The organism is Phytopseudomonas daroniae, from assembly GCF_004327275.1.
In the GTDB taxonomy this organism is placed as follows: Bacteria; Pseudomonadota; Gammaproteobacteria; order Pseudomonadales; family Pseudomonadaceae; genus Aquipseudomonas; species Aquipseudomonas daroniae.
This window is the reverse complement of the sequence record NZ_QJUJ01000010.1, coordinates 123256-139449: the sequence shown is the minus strand read 5'-3', so window position 1 is coordinate 139449 and position 16194 is coordinate 123256. Positions and strand designations below refer to the sequence as shown.

Here is a 16194-nt window from a genome sequence, read left to right as displayed (position 1 = left end):
AGGCTGCCCGCTATCGTTCCGCTTGCCTCTCGTCGTAGAACTATCGGTATTTGTTGATAAGCATTATCATTCGCCGGATTGCCGCCACGCTTCTGGCGGTATCGTCACGAGCAGCCCCACCCCATGGTCGATCACCCGTCTTCGTCCGAGCCTCGCCAGCCCGACCCGTCCGCGACGGAGCCGGTGCAGCGCGATGCCTTTCTGCGCATCTTTCTCGCCCGTCGCGAACAGATGGAAGCGCTATTGCGGCGACGTGTCGGTTGTCGGGCGACTGCGGCGGATCTCGTGCAGGAGTTGTTTCTGCGCTTCTGGCGACGACCCAGTGCACCGCTCGAGGACATGGGCAGTTACCTGATCCGCAGCGCCCACAACCTGGCCATCGACCATTTGCGCAGCGAGGGCGCGCGCAGCCGTAACGAAGCGGGCCTGCTGCCCGAGCAGCGCGGCGACACCGGCATTTCGCCAGACGCAGCCCTGGAGGCGGGCAATGATCTGCGCCGCGTGGACGCGGCGTTGCGAGCATTGCCCGAGCGAACTCGGCATATCTTTCTGCTCAACCGTATTCACGGTCAGACCTATGGGCAGATCGCCCGCAGCATGGCGCTTTCCCAGAGTGCGGTGGAAAAACATATGATGCGCGCCCTGGAAGCCTGCAAGGCCAGCGTCATCGATACGCCGGCCAGCCATACATCTGGAAGCGCCGCGCCATGAGCCACGAGTCACACCTGCAGGAGGAATCACTGTCGGCCATCGAACAGGACGCCTGGCTGTGGCTCGGCCGTCTGCAGGGGCAGCCTGGCGACAAGGTGCAGATGGCTTTCGAGCAGTGGCTGGCCGCCTCGCCGGAGCATGTCGATGCCTTCGTGCAGATGCAGTCGCTCTGGCACCTCAGTCGCCCGGTTGCGCAGAATCTGGCCAATGAAGAGGCGCAGGCATTGCAGCAGTACCTGCGTCCGGCGCCACGGCGGCGACGCTATTGGGCAGCGGCGGCATTGAGTTTGGCAGCCAGCCTGGCGCTGATGGTCTGGGGTAGTGGCTGGCAGCCGCTGCATTGGGTCGATGACCTGGGCGCGGACTACGTATCGGCACCAGGGGAGGTGCGCAACCTGACCCTGGCGGATGGGTCGACCGTGGTGCTCGATGCGGACAGTGCCATCGCGGTGCGTTACGACGCCGGCGGGCGTCATGTCGAGTTGCGCCGTGGCACTGCCTACTTCCGCGTTACCCCAGCCGCCGTACCCTTCGCGGTAGCTGTGGCAGGCGGGGAAGCGCGGGTGCTGGGTACTCGTTTCGAAGTGCGCAAGTTGCAGGATGGTGGCCGTGTCACCGTCCTGCAGGGTCGCGTAGCGGTGCGCGGCAGTCCAGCCGAGGCGCCGCAGATTCTCACCGCCAACCAGCAACTGAGTTTCGCAGCCGGTTTCAGCGAGCACTTGCGCAGCGTGGATGCCGAGGCGACGACATCCTGGCGCGATGGACGTCTGAGTTTCTATCGGGTGCCGCTCGGCGAGGTGCTGAGCGAACTCGAGCGCTACTACCCCGGACGCATTCTGCTACTCGATAGCGAACTGGCCCAGCGCCGCGTCAGCGGCAGTTTCTCCAGTAACGATCCGCTGGAGGTGCTCGCCGCTCTGCAGAATGTGCTGGGTTTCGAGCAACATCAGTTGTTCGGGCGTCTGCTGATCCTGCGCTGAATTGGCCGGCAGGCAAAAAAATCGCGAACGCAACTGAGGTAAACCCATCCGGCATCCGTGTAGTGGTTTAAATGCGACTAGTTCGCAGACGAGAAGCCAATACAGCAAGGGTGAGCCAACCGATGAAATACCGTATGACGCGCCTGCAGGGTGCTACCTGGAAACGCCTGGGCATGACCGCTCTGCTACTGGGCGGCGGCGCCTTTGCGATGCCGCAACTGGCATTCGCGCAAACCCCGGCGGAGGTCGATGGGCAGGCGCAGCGCTATGAGTTCGCCATTGCCTCCCAGCCACTACCACGTGCGCTGGATGCCTTCAGCAAGGTCACCGGCCTCAACCTGGTCTACACCGATGAAGCGCCTTACGCCGTTCAGTCACCCGCCGTGCAAGGGCGCATGAGCGCCGATCAGGCGCTGGTGCAGTTGCTTGCCGGCTCCGGTTTCACCTATCGGCATGCCGGCGGGGGGACTCTCATGCTGCAGCCCGTGAGTGAGCCAAATGCGCTGAACCTCGATGCCGTGCAGATCCAGTCGCAACGTAATGCTGCACAGAGCTACCAGCCGCCAGCGACCACCCGCTTGATGCGTAGCGACACACCCTTGCTGGAGATCCCTCAGGCGGTCGCGGTAGTGACTTCCCAGGCGCTGCAGGATCAGCAGCCGCAGAATCTCGACGATGCCCTGGCCAATGTCAGCGGCATCACCCAGTCCAACACCTTGGGCAGCACGTTGGATGCGGTGATGAAGCGCGGCTTCGGTGACAACCGTGACGGCTCCATCCTGCGTGACGGCATGCGCACCATCCAGGGTCGCAACTTCACCGCCACCGCCGAGCGCGTCGAAGTCCTCAAGGGCCCATCGTCGATGCTCTACGGCATTCTCGATCCGGGTGGCGTGATCAACGTGGTCAGCAAGAAGCCGCAGCTCGAAAGTTACCGCGCCATCACCGGCCGTGCCTCGACCTTCGGCCATGGCAAGAACGGCAGTGGTGGCACCCTGGATCTCACTGGCCCGCTGGGTGAATCCGGCCTGGCCTACCGGCTGGTCGCCGATTATGACGATGCCGACTACTGGCGTGACTTCGGCCATAACCGCGACAAGACCTTCGCGCCGTCCCTGGCCTGGTACGGCGAAGACACCACCATCACCCTCAGCCATGAATACCGCGAGTATTCGGTGCCCTTCGATCGCGGCACGCTGTTCGTCAATGGCAAGCCATTGAACATTCCTGCCGAACGCCGTCTGGACGAGCCATACAACGTGACCGAAGGCCGATCCAACCTGAGCATCTTCGACCTGTCCCATCAGCTCAGTGATGATTGGAAGGCCCATTTCGCCTACAGCTACAACCGCGATACCTATGACGACTATCAGGCGCGAGTCACCAGTGTGGATACCACCACTGGCACCGTTGGACGCCGCCTGGACGGTACGCGCGGCGCGGTCAGCACCTCGCACTTCGCCACCGTCGATCTGGACGGCAAGGTGATGCTCGGCGGCATGCAGCACGACCTGCTGATGGGCGTGGATCACGAATACCGCAAGTTCTACCGCGCTGACCTGATCCGGCAGAGCACCAGTATCGTGTTCGATCCGTTCAACCCGGTTTATGGTCAGGTGCCTGTTCCTACCACCGTGGTGGCTTCGGACAGCGACCAGACCGACCGTGTGGTCACCCAATCAGCCTTTATCCAGGATTCGATTCACCTCAACGATCAATGGATCTTCGTAGCCGGCGCCCGCTACCAGCTCTACGACCAGCTCGCCGGGCGTGGCCGTCCGTTCACCAAGAACACCGATATCGACGGCCAGGTCTGGGTGCCGCGCGTCGGGCTGGTGTACAAGCTCAACGACGAACTATCGCTGTACGGCGGTTACACCGAGTCGTTCAAACCCAACTCGACCATTGCACCGCTGAGCAACGGTGCGACGATCAATGGCGTGCAGCCGGAGGAAGGCAAATCCTGGGAAATCGGCGCCAAGCTGGATATGCCGGGGCGCATCACCGGTACCCTGGCGCTGTTCGATATCGTCAAGGAAAACGTGCTGGTGACCGAGACCATTGGCGATGAGAGCTTTGCCCGAGGTGCGGGTGAGGTACGTTCGCGAGGCGTGGAACTGGACGTTACCGGTCAGCTGACCGACAACCTCAGCCTGATCGGTACCTTTGCACTGACCGATGCCGAGGTGACCAAGGATCCGGATCTCAAGGGCAACGGCTTGGTCAACGTTGCCAAGCATACGGCCTCGCTGTCCGCTGTATACGATTTCGGCGCGCTGTTCGGTGGTGATCGTCTGCGGGCTGGCGCCGGTGCTCGTTACGTCGGCGATCGCGAGGGCAACGAGGAAAACACCTTCACGTTGCCGTCCTACACGGTGGCCGATGCCTTCGCCAGCTACGATACCCGCCTGGGCGACAACAAGCTCAAGCTGCAGCTCAACGTCAAGAACCTGTTCGACAAGACCTACTACAGCTCTTCAGTGAACACCCTCAACGTCTCGGTTGGCGACCCGCGTCAGGTGCAGGTGTCCAGCACCCTGGAGTTCTGAACGCGTCCACAATCGCTTCGCTCCGGGGGAGTGGCTCCGGCAGAGTTGATGGCTTACGCGACCGTGTAGGAGCCGCGACCCCGCGGCGAATGGTAGCCATGACGCGTTATTGCGATATGGCCGCCATCGCATCGCCCGCAAGCGGGCTCCTACACGGTTTCTGATAATCACTCGACCGTGTAGGAGCCGGCTTGCCGGCGATTGCTTGAGCACGCACCCTAGAAACGCAGGGCGTAGGGTGGATCGGGGCGCGTAGCTGACGCTCTTTTCATCCACCATTGCGATCGCGTAGTGGTGGACGGATCGGGCCGCGTAGGCAAGCGTCGTCCACCCTACGGTCTAGGGAAGCCACAAGTTGCAAGGGAGAGCAGTGAACTGCTCTTGCTTGCCGCTTGCGGCTGCTTTATTGCACTTCCACCGCCAGGCTTTCGGCGATCTTCTTGCTCCAGATCGCCGGGCCGGTGATGTGTACCGACTCGCCATTGCTGTCGACGGCGACGGTCACCGGCATGTCCTTCACGTCGAACTCGTAGATCGCTTCCATGCCCAGTTCGGCGAACGCCAGCACCCTGGACTTCTTGATCGCCTGAGCTACCAGGTAGGCGGCACCGCCGACGGCCATCAGGTACACGGCCTTGTTGTCCTTGATCGCTTCGATGGCGGTCGGGCCACGTTCGGATTTACCGATCATGCCCAGCAAACCAGTCTGCTCGAGGATTTGACGGGTGAACTTGTCCATTCGCGTGGCGGTGGTCGGGCCGGCTGGGCCAACCACTTCGTCGCCGATCGGGTCGACCGGGCCAACGTAGTAGATGAAGCGGCCTTTCAGGTCGACCGGCAGTTCTTCGCCCTTGTTGAGCATCTCGACCATGCGCTTGTGCGCGGCGTCGCGACCGGTGAGCATCTTGCCGTTGAGCAGGATGGTTTCGCCCGGCTTCCAGCTCTGCACGTCTTCCGGGGTCAGGGTGTCGAGGTCGACGCGGCGGGCCGAAGGGCCAGCTTCCCAGACGATTTCCGGGTAGGCGTCCAAGGACGGCGCTTCCAGCTCGGCCGGGCCGCTGCCATCGAGCACGAAGTGGGCGTGGCGGGTGGCGGCGCAGTTGGGGATCATGCACACCGGCAGCGAGGCGGCGTGGGTCGGGTAATCCATGATCTTGACGTCGAGCACGGTGGTCAGGCCGCCCAGACCCTGGGCGCCGATGCCCAACTGGTTGACCTTCTCGAACAGCTCCAGACGTATTTCTTCGATCTTGTTCTGCGGGCCGCGGGCTTTCAGCTCATGGATGTCGATGGACTCCATCAGCACTTCCTTGGCCATTACCGCGGCCTTCTCGGCAGTACCGCCGATACCGATGCCGAGCATGCCCGGCGGGCACCAGCCAGCGCCCATGGTCGGTACGGTCTTCAGCACCCAGTCGACGATCGAGTCGGACGGGTTGAGCATGGCCATCTTCGACTTGTTCTCGGAGCCGCCACCCTTGGCGGCCACGTCCACTTCCACGGTGTTACCCGGGACGATGGAGTAGTGGATCACTGCCGGGGTGTTGTCCTTGGTGTTCTTACGGGCGCCGGCCGGATCGGCGAGGATCGAGGCGCGCAGGACGTTCTCCGGCAGGTTGTAGGCGCGGCGTACGCCTTCGTTGATCATGTCGTCGACGCCCATGGTGGCGCCGTCCCAGCGCACGTCCATGCCCACGCGGATGAACACGGTGACGATGCCGGTGTCCTGGCAGATCGGGCGGTGGCCGGTGGCACACATGCGCGAGTTGATCAGGATTTGCGCCATGGAGTCGCGGGCGGCAGGCGACTCTTCCTTCAGGTAGGCCTCGTGCATGGCCTGAATGAAGTCGACGGGATGGTAATAGGAAATGAACTGCAGGGCGTCGGCGACGCTCTGGATCAGATCGTCTTGCTTGATCACGGTCATGCGGGGCGCTCCCTTATAGGGCAGGAACTTGAGCGCCGGAACATGGCCGGCGCGTTCTAAAAGGCGCGGCAGTATACCGCGGGGTCGACGCCTGGGACACCCGTCAGGGCCCGGCGGTGATAACGCGAAGCGTTGCTAGGCTTTTTCACGGCGCGCGAGTAGAGTGGCGGCTAGTTGCCACTATGGGATGGAGCCCATGATCCCAAGCAACCGCCGATTGACTCAACGTACGTTACAGAATCTGCTGATAAAGCGTTTCGGCATGGCTGTGGCTACTTATCTGATGATCGCTGCGCTGGCGGGGATCGCCTGTTACCACGACCTTTTCGGCGTCCGTGGCAGCACGGTTGCGGGCTTGCTGGGCATCGCGGCCGCCAGTCAGTTGCTGTTTCTGGCCCTGTTTCTGTCCGGCCGCAACCTGACCTTTCGCGACCCCAGCCTGACCGAGGCGCAGGTGCTCGTCGCCCTGGGGTTGATCACGGCGATGGTCGCGATGCTCGACGAAGGGCGCGGCAGTCTGCTGCTTATCTATCCCATGGCGCTGCTTTTCGGTCTGTTCCAGCTGCCGCCGCGGGTATTCTTTCGCTGCGCCGGCCTGGCGTTCTTCGGTTTCGTCGTCATCAATCTGTACGAGGCCTACCAGATGCGCATGCGCGATCCCGGCCTGGCCACGCTGCAGGTCTGTGCGCTGGGGTTGGTGCTGTTCTGGCTGAGTCTGTTCGCCTCCTATATGCAGAGCATGCGCCAGCGTATGCGGCAGCGTCGTTTCGCGCTGCAGGCGCACCAGGAAACCCTGCGCGGCATGATGCGCCAGCTGGAAGACCTGGTGGCTACCGATGAGCTCACCGGGCTGTGCAACCGCCGGCATTTCCTGCGCATGGCGGCTCGCGAGCTCGAAGGGCTGGCACCCAAGCGGCGGCACGGCCTGGCGCTGATCGATCTCGATCACTTCAAGGGCATCAATGACCGGCATGGCCATGCCGCGGGCGATCGTGTGCTGCAGGCTTTTGCAGGCGTGGCCACGGCCTGCCTGCGTGAGGGCGACATCATCGCCCGTTACGGTGGAGAGGAGTTCGTGCTGCTGGTGCCCAATACCGACACCGATGCTTTCCTGTCCTGCTGCGAGCGTTTGCGGGTGGCGTTCAGCGAGGCCGAGCCGATCGGTGTTAAGGTGCAGAATCTCAGCTTGTCCGTGGGAATGACCCTGGTGTCCATGCACGATAACCTCGACGAAGCCCTTCATCGCGCCGACCAGGCGCTGTACCAGGCCAAGCGCACCGGGCGCAATCGCTGCGCCTCGACCTGGGAACAGGCGGATGCCTGATCTGCTGGTCGGTGACCGACGAGTGACCGTCGATACCGGAAGTAACCTGCTCGACTCGCTGTTGGACGCCGGCATCGCCGTGCCTTACAGCTGTCGCGCTGGTAGTTGCCAGGCCTGCATGGTGCGTTGCCTGGCGGGCGAACCGCTGGATGTGAAGCCCGAGGCCCTCGATCAGGCGCGTCGGGATCAGGGTTGGCGCCTGGCGTGCCAGTGCAGCATGGTCGAGGATCTGCAGATTCAGATATTCGACCCCAGAAGCGATGGGATTCCTGCGCAGATCCAGGCGTGCGACTGGTTGAGCGATCATGTATTGCGCTTGCGCCTGCTCCCGCAACGGGCCGTGCGCTACCGCGCAGGGCAGCATCTGCTGCTGTGGACGGCCGACGGAATCGCCCGGCCGTACTCGCTGGCCAGCCTGCCGCAGGAAGACACCTTTCTCGAATTTCATGTGGATTGTCGCCAGCCTGGTGCGTTCAGCGATGCCGCACGACAATTCAAGGTGGGAGAGCTGCTGCGTCTGGGCGCGCTGAGCGGCGGTGCGCTGCATTACGATCCGGACTGGCAGGCCCGGCCGCTCTGGTTGCTGGGTGCCGGAACCGGCCTCGCGCCGCTATACGCCATCCTGCGCGAGGCATTGCGCCAATCGCATCAGGGGCCGATCCGGGTCATGCATGTGGCGCGGTCGACTACCGAGCACTACCTGGCCGGCTCGTTGCTCGAACTGGCCGAGCTTCATCCACACATACAGCTCGACCTGATCGAGGCGGCAGCGTTGCCCGGTGCCCTGGCGGTGCTGCGTCCTGGCTCACGGCAGACCATCGCTCTGGCCTGCGGCGGGCCCGACACAGTGGACGCCATAGCTAGACGCCTCTATCTCGCCGGCCTGCCGCGCAGCCAGTTATTTACCGACCTGTTTCTGCCTCACGCATAGGAGGCTGCTCCCGTTTCAGCGCGACCGCGCCGATACGCCAATAGACGCTTGCGCCGCAAACGAAAAGGCCCGCATTGAATGCGGGCCTTTCTGCTGGTGCTGATGATCGTCAGACCAGTGCGTCACCGACATGCAGGATCTTCATGCCGTTGGTGCCACCGATGGTGTGGTAGCTGTCGCCCTTGGTCAGAATGACCCAGTCACCTTTTTCGACCAGGCCACGCTTGAGCAACTCGTCCACCGCTGCCTGGCTGACTTCGCCTGGTGGCAGTGCCGCCGGATCGAAGGGGATGGTGTACACGCCGCGGAACATCGCGGAGCGCGCCTGGGTGTCACGGTGCGGGGAGAACGAGTAGATCGGTACCGAGGAGCGGATACGCGACATGATCAGCGGTGTGTAACCACTTTCGGTGAGGGCGATGATGGCCTTCACGCCCGGGAAGTGGTTGGCCGTGTACATGGCGGCCAGGGCGATGCTCTCGTCGCAACGCTCGAAGGTCTTGCCGATACGGTGGCTGGAGCTCTTGCCGGTAGGGTGACGCTCTGCGCCGAGGCAGATGCGCGCCATGGCCTGCACGGCTTCCAGCGGATAGGCGCCAGCGGCGCTTTCTGCCGAAAGCATGACCGCGTCGGTGTAGTCGAGCACGGCGTTGGCCACGTCGGACACTTCGGCACGGGTCGGCATCGGGTTCTGGATCATCGACTCCATCATCTGGGTCGCAACGATCACTGCCTTGTTGTGGCGGCGTGCGTGCAGAATGATCTTCTTCTGAATACCTACCAGCTCGGCGTCGCCGATTTCCACACCCAGGTCGCCACGGGCAACCATCACCACATCGCTGGCCTTGATCAGGCCGTCCAGGGTTTCGTCGTTCGCGACCGCTTCGGCGCGTTCGATCTTGGCGACCAGCCACGCCTTGCCGCCGGATTCGTCACGCAGCTGGCGAGCGTATTCCATGTCCGCAGCGTCGCGTGGGAAGGATACGGCCAGGTAGTCCAGATCCATTTCTGCGGCGAGTTTGATGTCAGCCTTGTCTTTTTCAGTCAGGGCTGGCGCGGTCAGGCCACCGCCACGTCGGTTGATGCCTTTATGATCGGACAGCGGGCCGCCGATCAGCACCACGCAGTTGAGGGTGTCCGCGGTGGTGGTTTCGACACGCATGACCACCCTGCCATCGTCGAGCAGCAGTTCGTCACCGACGCCGCAATCCTTGACCAGATCCGGGTAGTCGATACCCACGACTTCCTGGTTGCCGTCAGTCAGCGGATGGCTGGTGGAGAAGGTGAAGCGATCACCGACCTTCAGCTCGATGCGCTTGTTGGCGAATTTGGCGATACGGATCTTCGGACCTTGCAGGTCGCCCAGCAGGGCAACATGGCGACCGTGCTTGGCTGCGATGTCACGTACCAGCTTGGCCCGCGCCTTGTGATCTTCCGGCGAACCGTGGGAAAAGTTCAGGCGGGCAACATCCAGCCCAGCGAGAATCAGTTGTTCGAGTACTTCCGGTGAGTTGCTGGCTGGGCCGAGGGTGGCAACGATTTTGGTGCGGCGAGCGGTCATGCGCGGACTCCTGAGTTGAAGCAGACCGCGAGGCTACTACGCCGCAACGCTGTAGTCATTGTTCCTCTGCACTACTTTTCGGCAGGCAGCTTGATCACCAGCAGGTCGCAGTCCACCGATTCGAGCAGTCGCTCGGCGGTGTGGCCGATGAGAATGGTGTCCAGACGACCGCGGGCGATGGCACCCATCACCAGCAGGTCGATTTCGTGCTTGTGTACGAATCGCGGCAGCATGTTTTCCGGTGCACCTTCGAGCAGGTGGGCCGAGTCGGGCTCGATGTTGTGCTGGCGGATCAACTCATCGAAGGCCTTGTGATGCTGTTGCGCTTCGTCGGCAACGAACTGCTGGTAGGAGGCCAGCAGCTCGGCGTTGTTGAGCAGCGTCCGTGGCAGAGGTGCGTGGCAATGCACGAAGTTGGCACGCAGGCCGAGGGCAGAGGAGAGCGCCTGGCTGATGTTGATCAAGTGGTGATCCAAGGTCGCGGGTTTGTCGTCCTTGTGCAGGGGATCGACTGCCGTACACAGATTGCGTCCGCGCCATTCGGCGTGATGCACCAGCCACAGAGGGAACGGAGAATGGCGCATCAACTGCCAGCAGCTATCAGTGAGCAACAGACGGCGCAGCAGGTTGTTGTGGGCGGCGGATTTCAGTACCAGATCCGGGTGCAACTCGGCAGCCACTTCGAGCACCGTTTCGTGCAGGCGCTTGCCCCAGCGTACTTCCTGTTGTAGTGGCAGGCCTTCATCGCACAGCGGGGCCAGCAGCTCTTCCAGCCATTTGCCGCGCTGCTCCAGCAACGCCTCGCGAGCTTTGTTCTGCAGGCTGTTTTCGAGCAGGCTGCCATCCAGCGCGGCGCTATACTCCACCACCAGAATGTGCAACCGGGCCTGAGTTCCGCGTGCCAGCCAGGTGGCGCGCTCCAGGGCAGGATGGCTAGGTTGGTTGGCGTCGATCACGACCAGTAGCTTCTCGAGTTTCATGGGGTCGACCTCGCTGGGTAAGTTAAGCCGCATTGCATCCCATCGTTCGATGACATGCGTTGACCTGTGTCAGCGTAGAAGATCGAGCCCGCTCGTTCCGGCCCAGTTGTCATGTAACGCGATGCAGCATGTTGCCACTGTTCAGTTTTTCCAGGCTTCGCCGATACGTTGCTCATTGGAGGAGAAACTCATGCGTATTCTGTTGCTGCTGAGCTGTGTGCTGGTCATCTGCGGATGTACCCGCATGTCGCTCGATCATCATCTGAACAAGGCCTATCGCGCCTACGAACTGGGCGAGTGCGACGATGCGATACGCGAGTTGTCCCAGGCCGAGCGTGCGAGTCGTTCGCGCAGTTACATCCAGCCGGAAATTTCCCTGCTGCGTGGCCATTGCCTGGAACGGCAGAGTCTGTACGTCGATGCGGCGCAGACCTATCAGTTCATCATCGGCCGCTACCCCACCAGTGAGTACGCGTTCCGTGCTCGGGCGCGGCTGGAAACCCTGCGTCAGCTCGGTCATCATGGTCTGCCGGAGCCCGCCAAGGTATCGCCTGCTGGAGCGCTTTGACGGCCTACACACGATCGAGCGGGGATTGCCGCGATGCGCGCCTGGATTGGTCTTCTTTTACTGCCTACGCTGGCCTTCGGGCAGGTTTATCGCTGGGTGGATGAGCAGGGCCAGGTGCATTACGGCCAACGGCCGCAAGCGACTGATGCCAAGGTCGTGGACATCCGCCCGCAGGTGATGGAGCGCGATGCCGCCACCCGGGAGCGAGAGCAGCGCAGCGAGCGCTTCTTTCAGGCCCGTCGTGAGGAGCAGGCCCAGGCCGCTCAGGTACGAAAACAGCAGCAAGCTGATAGAGCGAAGGAGTGCACGACACTGCGTAATCGTCTGGCCTCCATGCCCGAGGGGCGACGCTACTATCAGCCTGGCGACAATGGCGAGCGCCGCTATTACAGCGACCAGGAGCTGGATGCGGGGCGTGATTACCTGCGTAGCCAGTTATCCGAGCGGTGTAATTGAGGGCTGGTCAGCTCGATGCACTGCCGCCATACTTATCCGACACTCATAGCGCTTCGCCATTATGAATGCCAATCGCCATATAGAACGGCACCAGTTGCCGTACTACCTCAACGTTTTCAACGCCTTTACCGATAAACCAATCGGCCACTTGGGCAATGTCTCGTTGGATGGGTTGATGTTGATCAGCCAGTTGCCGGTGCTGGTAGGCGGCTGTTTCGACATGCGCCTGAAGATTCCGGGACAGAATGCCGTTCGGCATATCGACTTCAGTGCCACCTGCCTCTGGTGCCGAGAAGATGTCACGCCAGGCAGCTTCGACTCCGGTTTCGCCCTGACTGCACCGCCGACCGAATACGTCGAGATGGTCGAGGCCTTGCGCTACTACTTCAGCTTCCATCCGCTCGCCGCCTCGGTCTGATCATCGGCTGAACGTTCGCTGCAATCCTGTGTCTGTTTATACACGCGGCCCTAGTCTGCTCTGAGCCCCAATCTCGGCTTTTCTCCATTCGCGTGTCAGCATTTGCTTACATGTGCTGTAAGCATTAGTGGCGGTTTGCCGCTGGGAAGCTGACGGGGTTTCTTCGTTTTTTATTAAGTAACTGATATTGAAGGATTTTATATTTTCAGTCGGTGTAGATTTTAGGCCTGACGGAATATTCGTGCCGTTGTGATTAATCCCAGGGTCGCTAATATCTGAACCGTGCTTAGGGACAAGCGCAGGTTGTTAAGGAAAACGACCAGGACATCGCGGGATGCGATTCATCAGGATGATGAGCTGGGAATATCAGGGAATAGGGACAAAAGAGTGGGCGGGTAAAACCGCCCCTTTTTTTCGTCTGCAGAAAAGTGCCTGGCTGCTGGCGCCCAGGTAGCGCCCATAAAAAATGGTCGGGAGCCATTTTTAACGTCGCTTGCGACGGCCCGAAGGGGGCCGCCAAGGATGGCAGGCCATAAAAAATGCCGCGACCCTTTCAGATAGCGGCATCCTTAGCGACGGTCTACGCCGTCGAGCCCTGAGCTTAGCGCTCCAGGTGCTGCAGCTTGTCTTTTACGCCATCCCACTCTTCGGCATCGGCCAGTGCGTCTTTGCGCTCGGTGATGTTCGGCCAGACTTCCGCCAGTTCGGCGTTCAGCTCGATATATTCCTGCATGCCATCCGGTATCTCGTCTTCGGAGAAAATGGCCTGCGCCGGGCACTCTGGCTCGCAGAGCGCGCAGTCGATGCATTCATCCGGGTGGATCACCAGGAAGTTCGGGCCTTCGTAGAAGCAGTCCACCGGACAGACTTCCACGCAGTCGGTGTACTTGCACTTGATGCAGTTGTCGGTGACGACGAAGGTCATTTCTAGTTTTCTCCTCGGGCTACGGCAGCGAGCCGCTCCTTGATTCAGCAGCTCTCAGGCTCGGAATAGGGCTGTCAGGCCAGGCTAAAGGCTGCAGCGCTTCCGGAGCGCGCGGGATTCTAACAGCTTGTTGGCTTTGGCGTTAGACTCGCGCTTTCCATGCATATAACAGTTCGAGCGCCTTGCGCGGGCTGAGATCGTCCGGATCGACCTTTTGCAGCTCTTCCAGCACGGGGTGCGGCAGGCTGGCGAACAGATCGCTCTGCAGGGGCGCGGCCGGTTGTCCCAGGCCTTCTGTCGGCAGGTTGTGGGGCAGGCTGGTGGTTTCCAGGCGCGCGAGGTGTTCGCGGGCGCGCAGTATTACCGTATCCGGGACACCCGCCAGTTGCGCTACAGCAAGGCCATAACTCTGGCTGGCCGGACCGGGCAGCACGTGGTGCAGGAAGACGATGCGCTCGTTGTGTTCGGTGGCATTGAGGTGCACGTTGGCGACCACGGGCTGGCTTTCCGGCAATACGGTCAGCTCGAAGTAGTGGGTGGCGAACAGCGTATAGGCACGCAGGTTGGCCAACTGCTCGGCAGCCGCCCAGGCCAGCGACAGGCCATCGAAGGTGCTGGTACCGCGACCCACTTCATCCATCAGCACCAGGCTGCGTTCGCTGGCGTTGTGCAGGATGTTGGCGGTCTCGCTCATTTCCACCATGAAGGTCGAGCGCCCGCCGGCCAGGTCATCGCTGGAACCGATCCGGGTAAAAATGCGGTCGACCATCGACAGCTCACAGCGCGCTGCAGGCACGAAGCTGCCGATATGGGCGAGCAACACGATCAGCGCGGTCTGGCGCATATACGTCGATTTACCGCCCATGTTCGGGCCGGTGATGATCAGCATGCGCGTGGCGTCATCGAGCTTCAGATCGTTGGCGACGAACGGCGTGGTCAACACCTGCTCCACCACCGGATGGCGGCCTTGCTCGATCAACATGCATGGCTCGTCGACGAAGCGCGGACGGTTGAAATCCAGGTTCAGCGCGCGTTCGGCCAGGTTGCTCAGCACATCCAGTTCGGCCAGCGCAGCGGCGCTGTCCTGCAATGGGCCGAGGTGGCCGATCAGCCTTTCCAGCAGTTCGTCGTACAGTTGTTTCTCGCGGGCGAGGGCGCGGCTCTTGGCCGACAGTGCCTTGTCTTCGAACTCTTTGAGCTCGGGGGTGATGAAGCGCTCGGCGCCTTTCAGCGTCTGGCGGCGGATGTAGTCGGCAGGGGCCGATTCGGCCTGCTTGCTCGGCAGCTCGATGAAATAGCCGTGCACGCGGTTGTAGCCAACCTTGAGATTGGCCAGGCCGGTGCGGGCTTTCTCCCGGGTCTCCAGATCCATCAGGTACTGGCCGGCGTTCTCGCTCAGCGACTGCAGTTCGTCCAGCTCGGCGTCATAACCGGTCTTGAGCACGCCGCCATCGCGGATCACCGCCGGTGGATTGTCGATGATGGCCTTGGCCAGCAGCTCGGCCAGTTCCGGATAGGTGCTGACGGTGGTGGCCAGGGTGCCCAGATGCGGCGACTCCAGCTCGGCCATCGCACGTTGCAGTTCCGGCAGTGCGGCGAGGGCATCGCGCAGGCGGGCCAGATCCCGTGGGCGCGCGTTGCGCAGGCCGATCCGCGCGAGGATGCGCTCCAGGTCGCCGATTTCCTTGAGCTGTGGCTGCAGGTTTTCGAAGCGGTAGCGATCCAGCAGGCAGGCGATCGACTCCTGGCGCGCTTCCAGCACGGCGCGGTCACGCAGCGGGCGGTTCAGCCAGCGGCCGAGCAGGCGGCTGCCCATGGCGGTCTGGCTGCGATCCACAACGGACTGCAGGGTATTGTCGCGGCCGCCGGCCAGGTTGATATCCAGTTCCAGATTGCGGCGGCTGGCACCGTCGAGGATCACCGTGTCGTCGATGCGCTCGTGGCGCAGGCTGCGCAGGTGCGGCAGGGCGGTACGCTGGGTCTCTTTGGCGTAAGCCAGCAGGCAACCGGCAGCGCCAATGGCCAGGGTCAACGTCTCGCAACCGAATCCCTTGAGATCCTGGGTACCGAATTGCTGGCAGAGGCTCTTCTGGGCGGTATCGCGCTCGAAGTCCCAGGGCGCGCGGCGCCGCGAGCCGCGGCGTTTTTCGGCAGGCAAGCCTTGGGGCCAGTCATCGGGGATCAGCAGCTCGGCAGGGTTGAGGCGCTCGAGTTCGGCCAGCAGGTTTTCCCAGCCGCGGATTTCCATCACGCTGAAGCGTCCGCTGGTGATGTCCAGCACGGCCAGGCCGAACAGGCGCTCGTCCCCCAGCACGGCAGCCAGCAGGTTGTCGCGGTGTTCGTCGAGCAATGCCTCGTCGCTGACGGTGCCTGGAGTGATGATGCGCACCACCTGGCGTTCCACCGGGCCCTTGCTGGTGGCCGGGTCGCCGATCTGCTCGCAGATGACCACCGACTCACCGAGCTTGACCAGTTTGGCCAGATAGCCCTCGGCGGCGTGGTAAGGAATGCCGCACATCGGAATCGCCTGGCCGGCGGATTGGCCGCGGGCGGTCAGGGTGATGTCCAGAAGCTTGGCGGCTTTCTTCGCATCTTCGTAGAAGATTTCGTAGAAATCGCCCATGCGGTAGAACATCAGCTGATCGGGGTGCTGGTTCTTCAGTCTCCAGTATTGCTGCATCATCGGCGTGTGGGAACTGAGGTCGCTTTGGCTCATCGTGTCGAGTGTCCGGCTGAATAGCAAAACGTCTAGTGTACGGTATCGACCCCATTATCTTTAACCCCGGGGCGCAGATGAATCTCGATGATCAGCCCGTGATCAGGCTCGCCTGGCGCAGGCCATGGGTGAGGGCGTGGATTCTCGC

The 16194-nt window shown here is 62.1% G+C and carries 13 protein-coding genes; 8 read left to right on the top strand and 5 right to left on the bottom strand.

Annotated elements, in window-relative coordinates; all coding sequences use genetic code 11:
* Nucleotides 1-123 precede the first annotated feature (123 nt).
* From DNK10_RS20980 to DNK10_RS20970, 3 genes are all read left to right on the top strand, one after another.
* Nucleotides 124-711: an RNA polymerase sigma factor gene (locus DNK10_RS20980; RefSeq protein WP_131192878.1), complete on the top strand. Its 588-nt coding sequence runs from the start codon at nt 124-126 to the stop codon at nt 709-711.
* Nucleotides 708-1691: a FecR family protein gene (locus DNK10_RS20975; protein ID WP_131192877.1), complete on the top strand. Its 984-nt coding sequence runs from the start codon at nt 708-710 to the stop codon at nt 1689-1691. Before DNK10_RS20980 ends, DNK10_RS20975 begins: the two co-directional genes overlap by 4 nt.
* A gap of 209 nt (nt 1692-1900) precedes the next feature.
* Nucleotides 1901-4240, top strand: coding sequence for a TonB-dependent siderophore receptor (locus tag DNK10_RS20970; RefSeq protein WP_244216297.1), 2340 nt, complete (start codon nt 1901-1903; stop codon nt 4238-4240).
* Between the two features lie 403 nt (nt 4241-4643).
* Here DNK10_RS20970 and DNK10_RS20965 read toward each other — a convergent pair whose 3' ends face one another.
* Nucleotides 4644-6167: a fumarate hydratase gene (locus DNK10_RS20965; protein ID WP_131192875.1), complete on the bottom strand. Its 1524-nt coding sequence runs from the start codon at nt 6165-6167 to the stop codon at nt 4644-4646.
* Nucleotides 6168-6363: 196 nt separating this feature from the next.
* On the opposite strand from DNK10_RS20965, the gene DNK10_RS20960 reads away from it, so the two are divergent.
* Nucleotides 6364-7491 (top strand): GGDEF domain-containing protein, encoded by a 1128-nt coding sequence (locus DNK10_RS20960; protein WP_131182082.1) that lies wholly within the window; start codon nt 6364-6366, stop codon nt 7489-7491.
* Entirely contained in the window at nt 7484-8422 is a 939-nt protein-coding gene (locus DNK10_RS20955; RefSeq protein ID WP_131192874.1) for an iron-sulfur-binding ferredoxin reductase, read from the top strand. The genes DNK10_RS20960 and DNK10_RS20955 overlap by 8 nt, the downstream gene beginning before the upstream one ends.
* A 109-nt stretch (nt 8423-8531) precedes the next feature.
* On the opposite strand, the gene pyk is transcribed toward DNK10_RS20955, so the two are convergent.
* Together pyk and DNK10_RS20945 are read right to left on the bottom strand one after the other, a co-directional pair.
* Nucleotides 8532-9983, bottom strand: a complete 1452-nt coding sequence (pyk, locus tag DNK10_RS20950) for a pyruvate kinase (protein WP_131182084.1) — start codon at nt 9981-9983, stop codon at nt 8532-8534.
* A 71-nt stretch (nt 9984-10054) separates the two neighbouring features.
* Nucleotides 10055-10963: a universal stress protein gene (locus DNK10_RS20945; protein WP_131192873.1), complete on the bottom strand. Its 909-nt coding sequence runs from the start codon at nt 10961-10963 to the stop codon at nt 10055-10057.
* Between the two features lie 190 nt (nt 10964-11153).
* Here DNK10_RS20945 and DNK10_RS20940 point away from each other — a divergent pair, with 190 nt between their 5' ends.
* From DNK10_RS20940 to DNK10_RS20930, 3 genes are all read left to right on the top strand, one after another.
* Nucleotides 11154-11531, top strand: coding sequence for a tetratricopeptide repeat protein (locus tag DNK10_RS20940; protein WP_131192872.1), 378 nt, complete (start codon nt 11154-11156; stop codon nt 11529-11531).
* Nucleotides 11532-11564: 33 nt separating this feature from the next.
* On the top strand, nt 11565-11987 hold the full coding sequence (locus DNK10_RS20935) for a DUF4124 domain-containing protein (RefSeq protein ID WP_131192871.1): 423 nt from the start codon (nt 11565-11567) through the stop codon (nt 11985-11987).
* Between the two features lie 61 nt (nt 11988-12048).
* The gene (locus DNK10_RS20930) at nt 12049-12405 is read left to right on the top strand and encodes a PilZ domain-containing protein (RefSeq protein ID WP_131182088.1); all 357 of its coding nucleotides are present in this window, start codon (nt 12049-12051) and stop codon (nt 12403-12405) included.
* Between the two features lie 601 nt (nt 12406-13006).
* On the opposite strand, the gene fdxA is transcribed toward DNK10_RS20930, so the two are convergent.
* Together fdxA and mutS are read right to left on the bottom strand one after the other, a co-directional pair.
* On the bottom strand, nt 13007-13330 hold the full coding sequence (gene fdxA, locus DNK10_RS20925) for a ferredoxin FdxA (RefSeq protein WP_131182090.1): 324 nt from the start codon (nt 13328-13330) through the stop codon (nt 13007-13009).
* 142 nt (nt 13331-13472) lie between these two features.
* On the bottom strand, nt 13473-16046 hold the full coding sequence (mutS, locus tag DNK10_RS20920; protein WP_131192870.1) for a DNA mismatch repair protein MutS: 2574 nt from the start codon (nt 16044-16046) through the stop codon (nt 13473-13475).
* Nucleotides 16047-16194 lie beyond the last annotated feature (148 nt).

Bases quoted from the DNA above. Each gene is read 5' to 3' on its own strand.
- DNK10_RS20980 (WP_131192878.1), top strand. From the start codon at position 124: ATGGTCGATCACCCGTCTTCGTCCGAGCCTCGCCAGCCCGACCCGTCC.
- DNK10_RS20975 (WP_131192877.1), top strand. From the start codon at position 708: ATGAGCCACGAGTCACACCTGCAGGAGGAATCACTGTCGGCCATCGAA.
- DNK10_RS20970 (WP_244216297.1), top strand. From the start codon at position 1,901: ATGCCGCAACTGGCATTCGCGCAAACCCCGGCGGAGGTCGATGGGCAG.
- DNK10_RS20965 (WP_131192875.1), bottom strand. From the start codon at position 6,167: ATGACCGTGATCAAGCAAGACGATCTGATCCAGAGCGTCGCCGACGCC.
- DNK10_RS20960 (WP_131182082.1), top strand. From the start codon at position 6,364: ATGATCCCAAGCAACCGCCGATTGACTCAACGTACGTTACAGAATCTG.
- DNK10_RS20955 (WP_131192874.1), top strand. From the start codon at position 7,484: ATGCCTGATCTGCTGGTCGGTGACCGACGAGTGACCGTCGATACCGGA.
- pyk (WP_131182084.1), bottom strand. From the start codon at position 9,983: ATGACCGCTCGCCGCACCAAAATCGTTGCCACCCTCGGCCCAGCCAGC.
- DNK10_RS20945 (WP_131192873.1), bottom strand. From the start codon at position 10,963: ATGAAACTCGAGAAGCTACTGGTCGTGATCGACGCCAACCAACCTAGC.
- DNK10_RS20940 (WP_131192872.1), top strand. From the start codon at position 11,154: ATGCGTATTCTGTTGCTGCTGAGCTGTGTGCTGGTCATCTGCGGATGT.
- DNK10_RS20935 (WP_131192871.1), top strand. From the start codon at position 11,565: ATGCGCGCCTGGATTGGTCTTCTTTTACTGCCTACGCTGGCCTTCGGG.
- DNK10_RS20930 (WP_131182088.1), top strand. From the start codon at position 12,049: ATGAATGCCAATCGCCATATAGAACGGCACCAGTTGCCGTACTACCTC.
- fdxA (WP_131182090.1), bottom strand. From the start codon at position 13,330: ATGACCTTCGTCGTCACCGACAACTGCATCAAGTGCAAGTACACCGAC.
- mutS (WP_131192870.1), bottom strand. From the start codon at position 16,046: ATGAGCCAAAGCGACCTCAGTTCCCACACGCCGATGATGCAGCAATAC.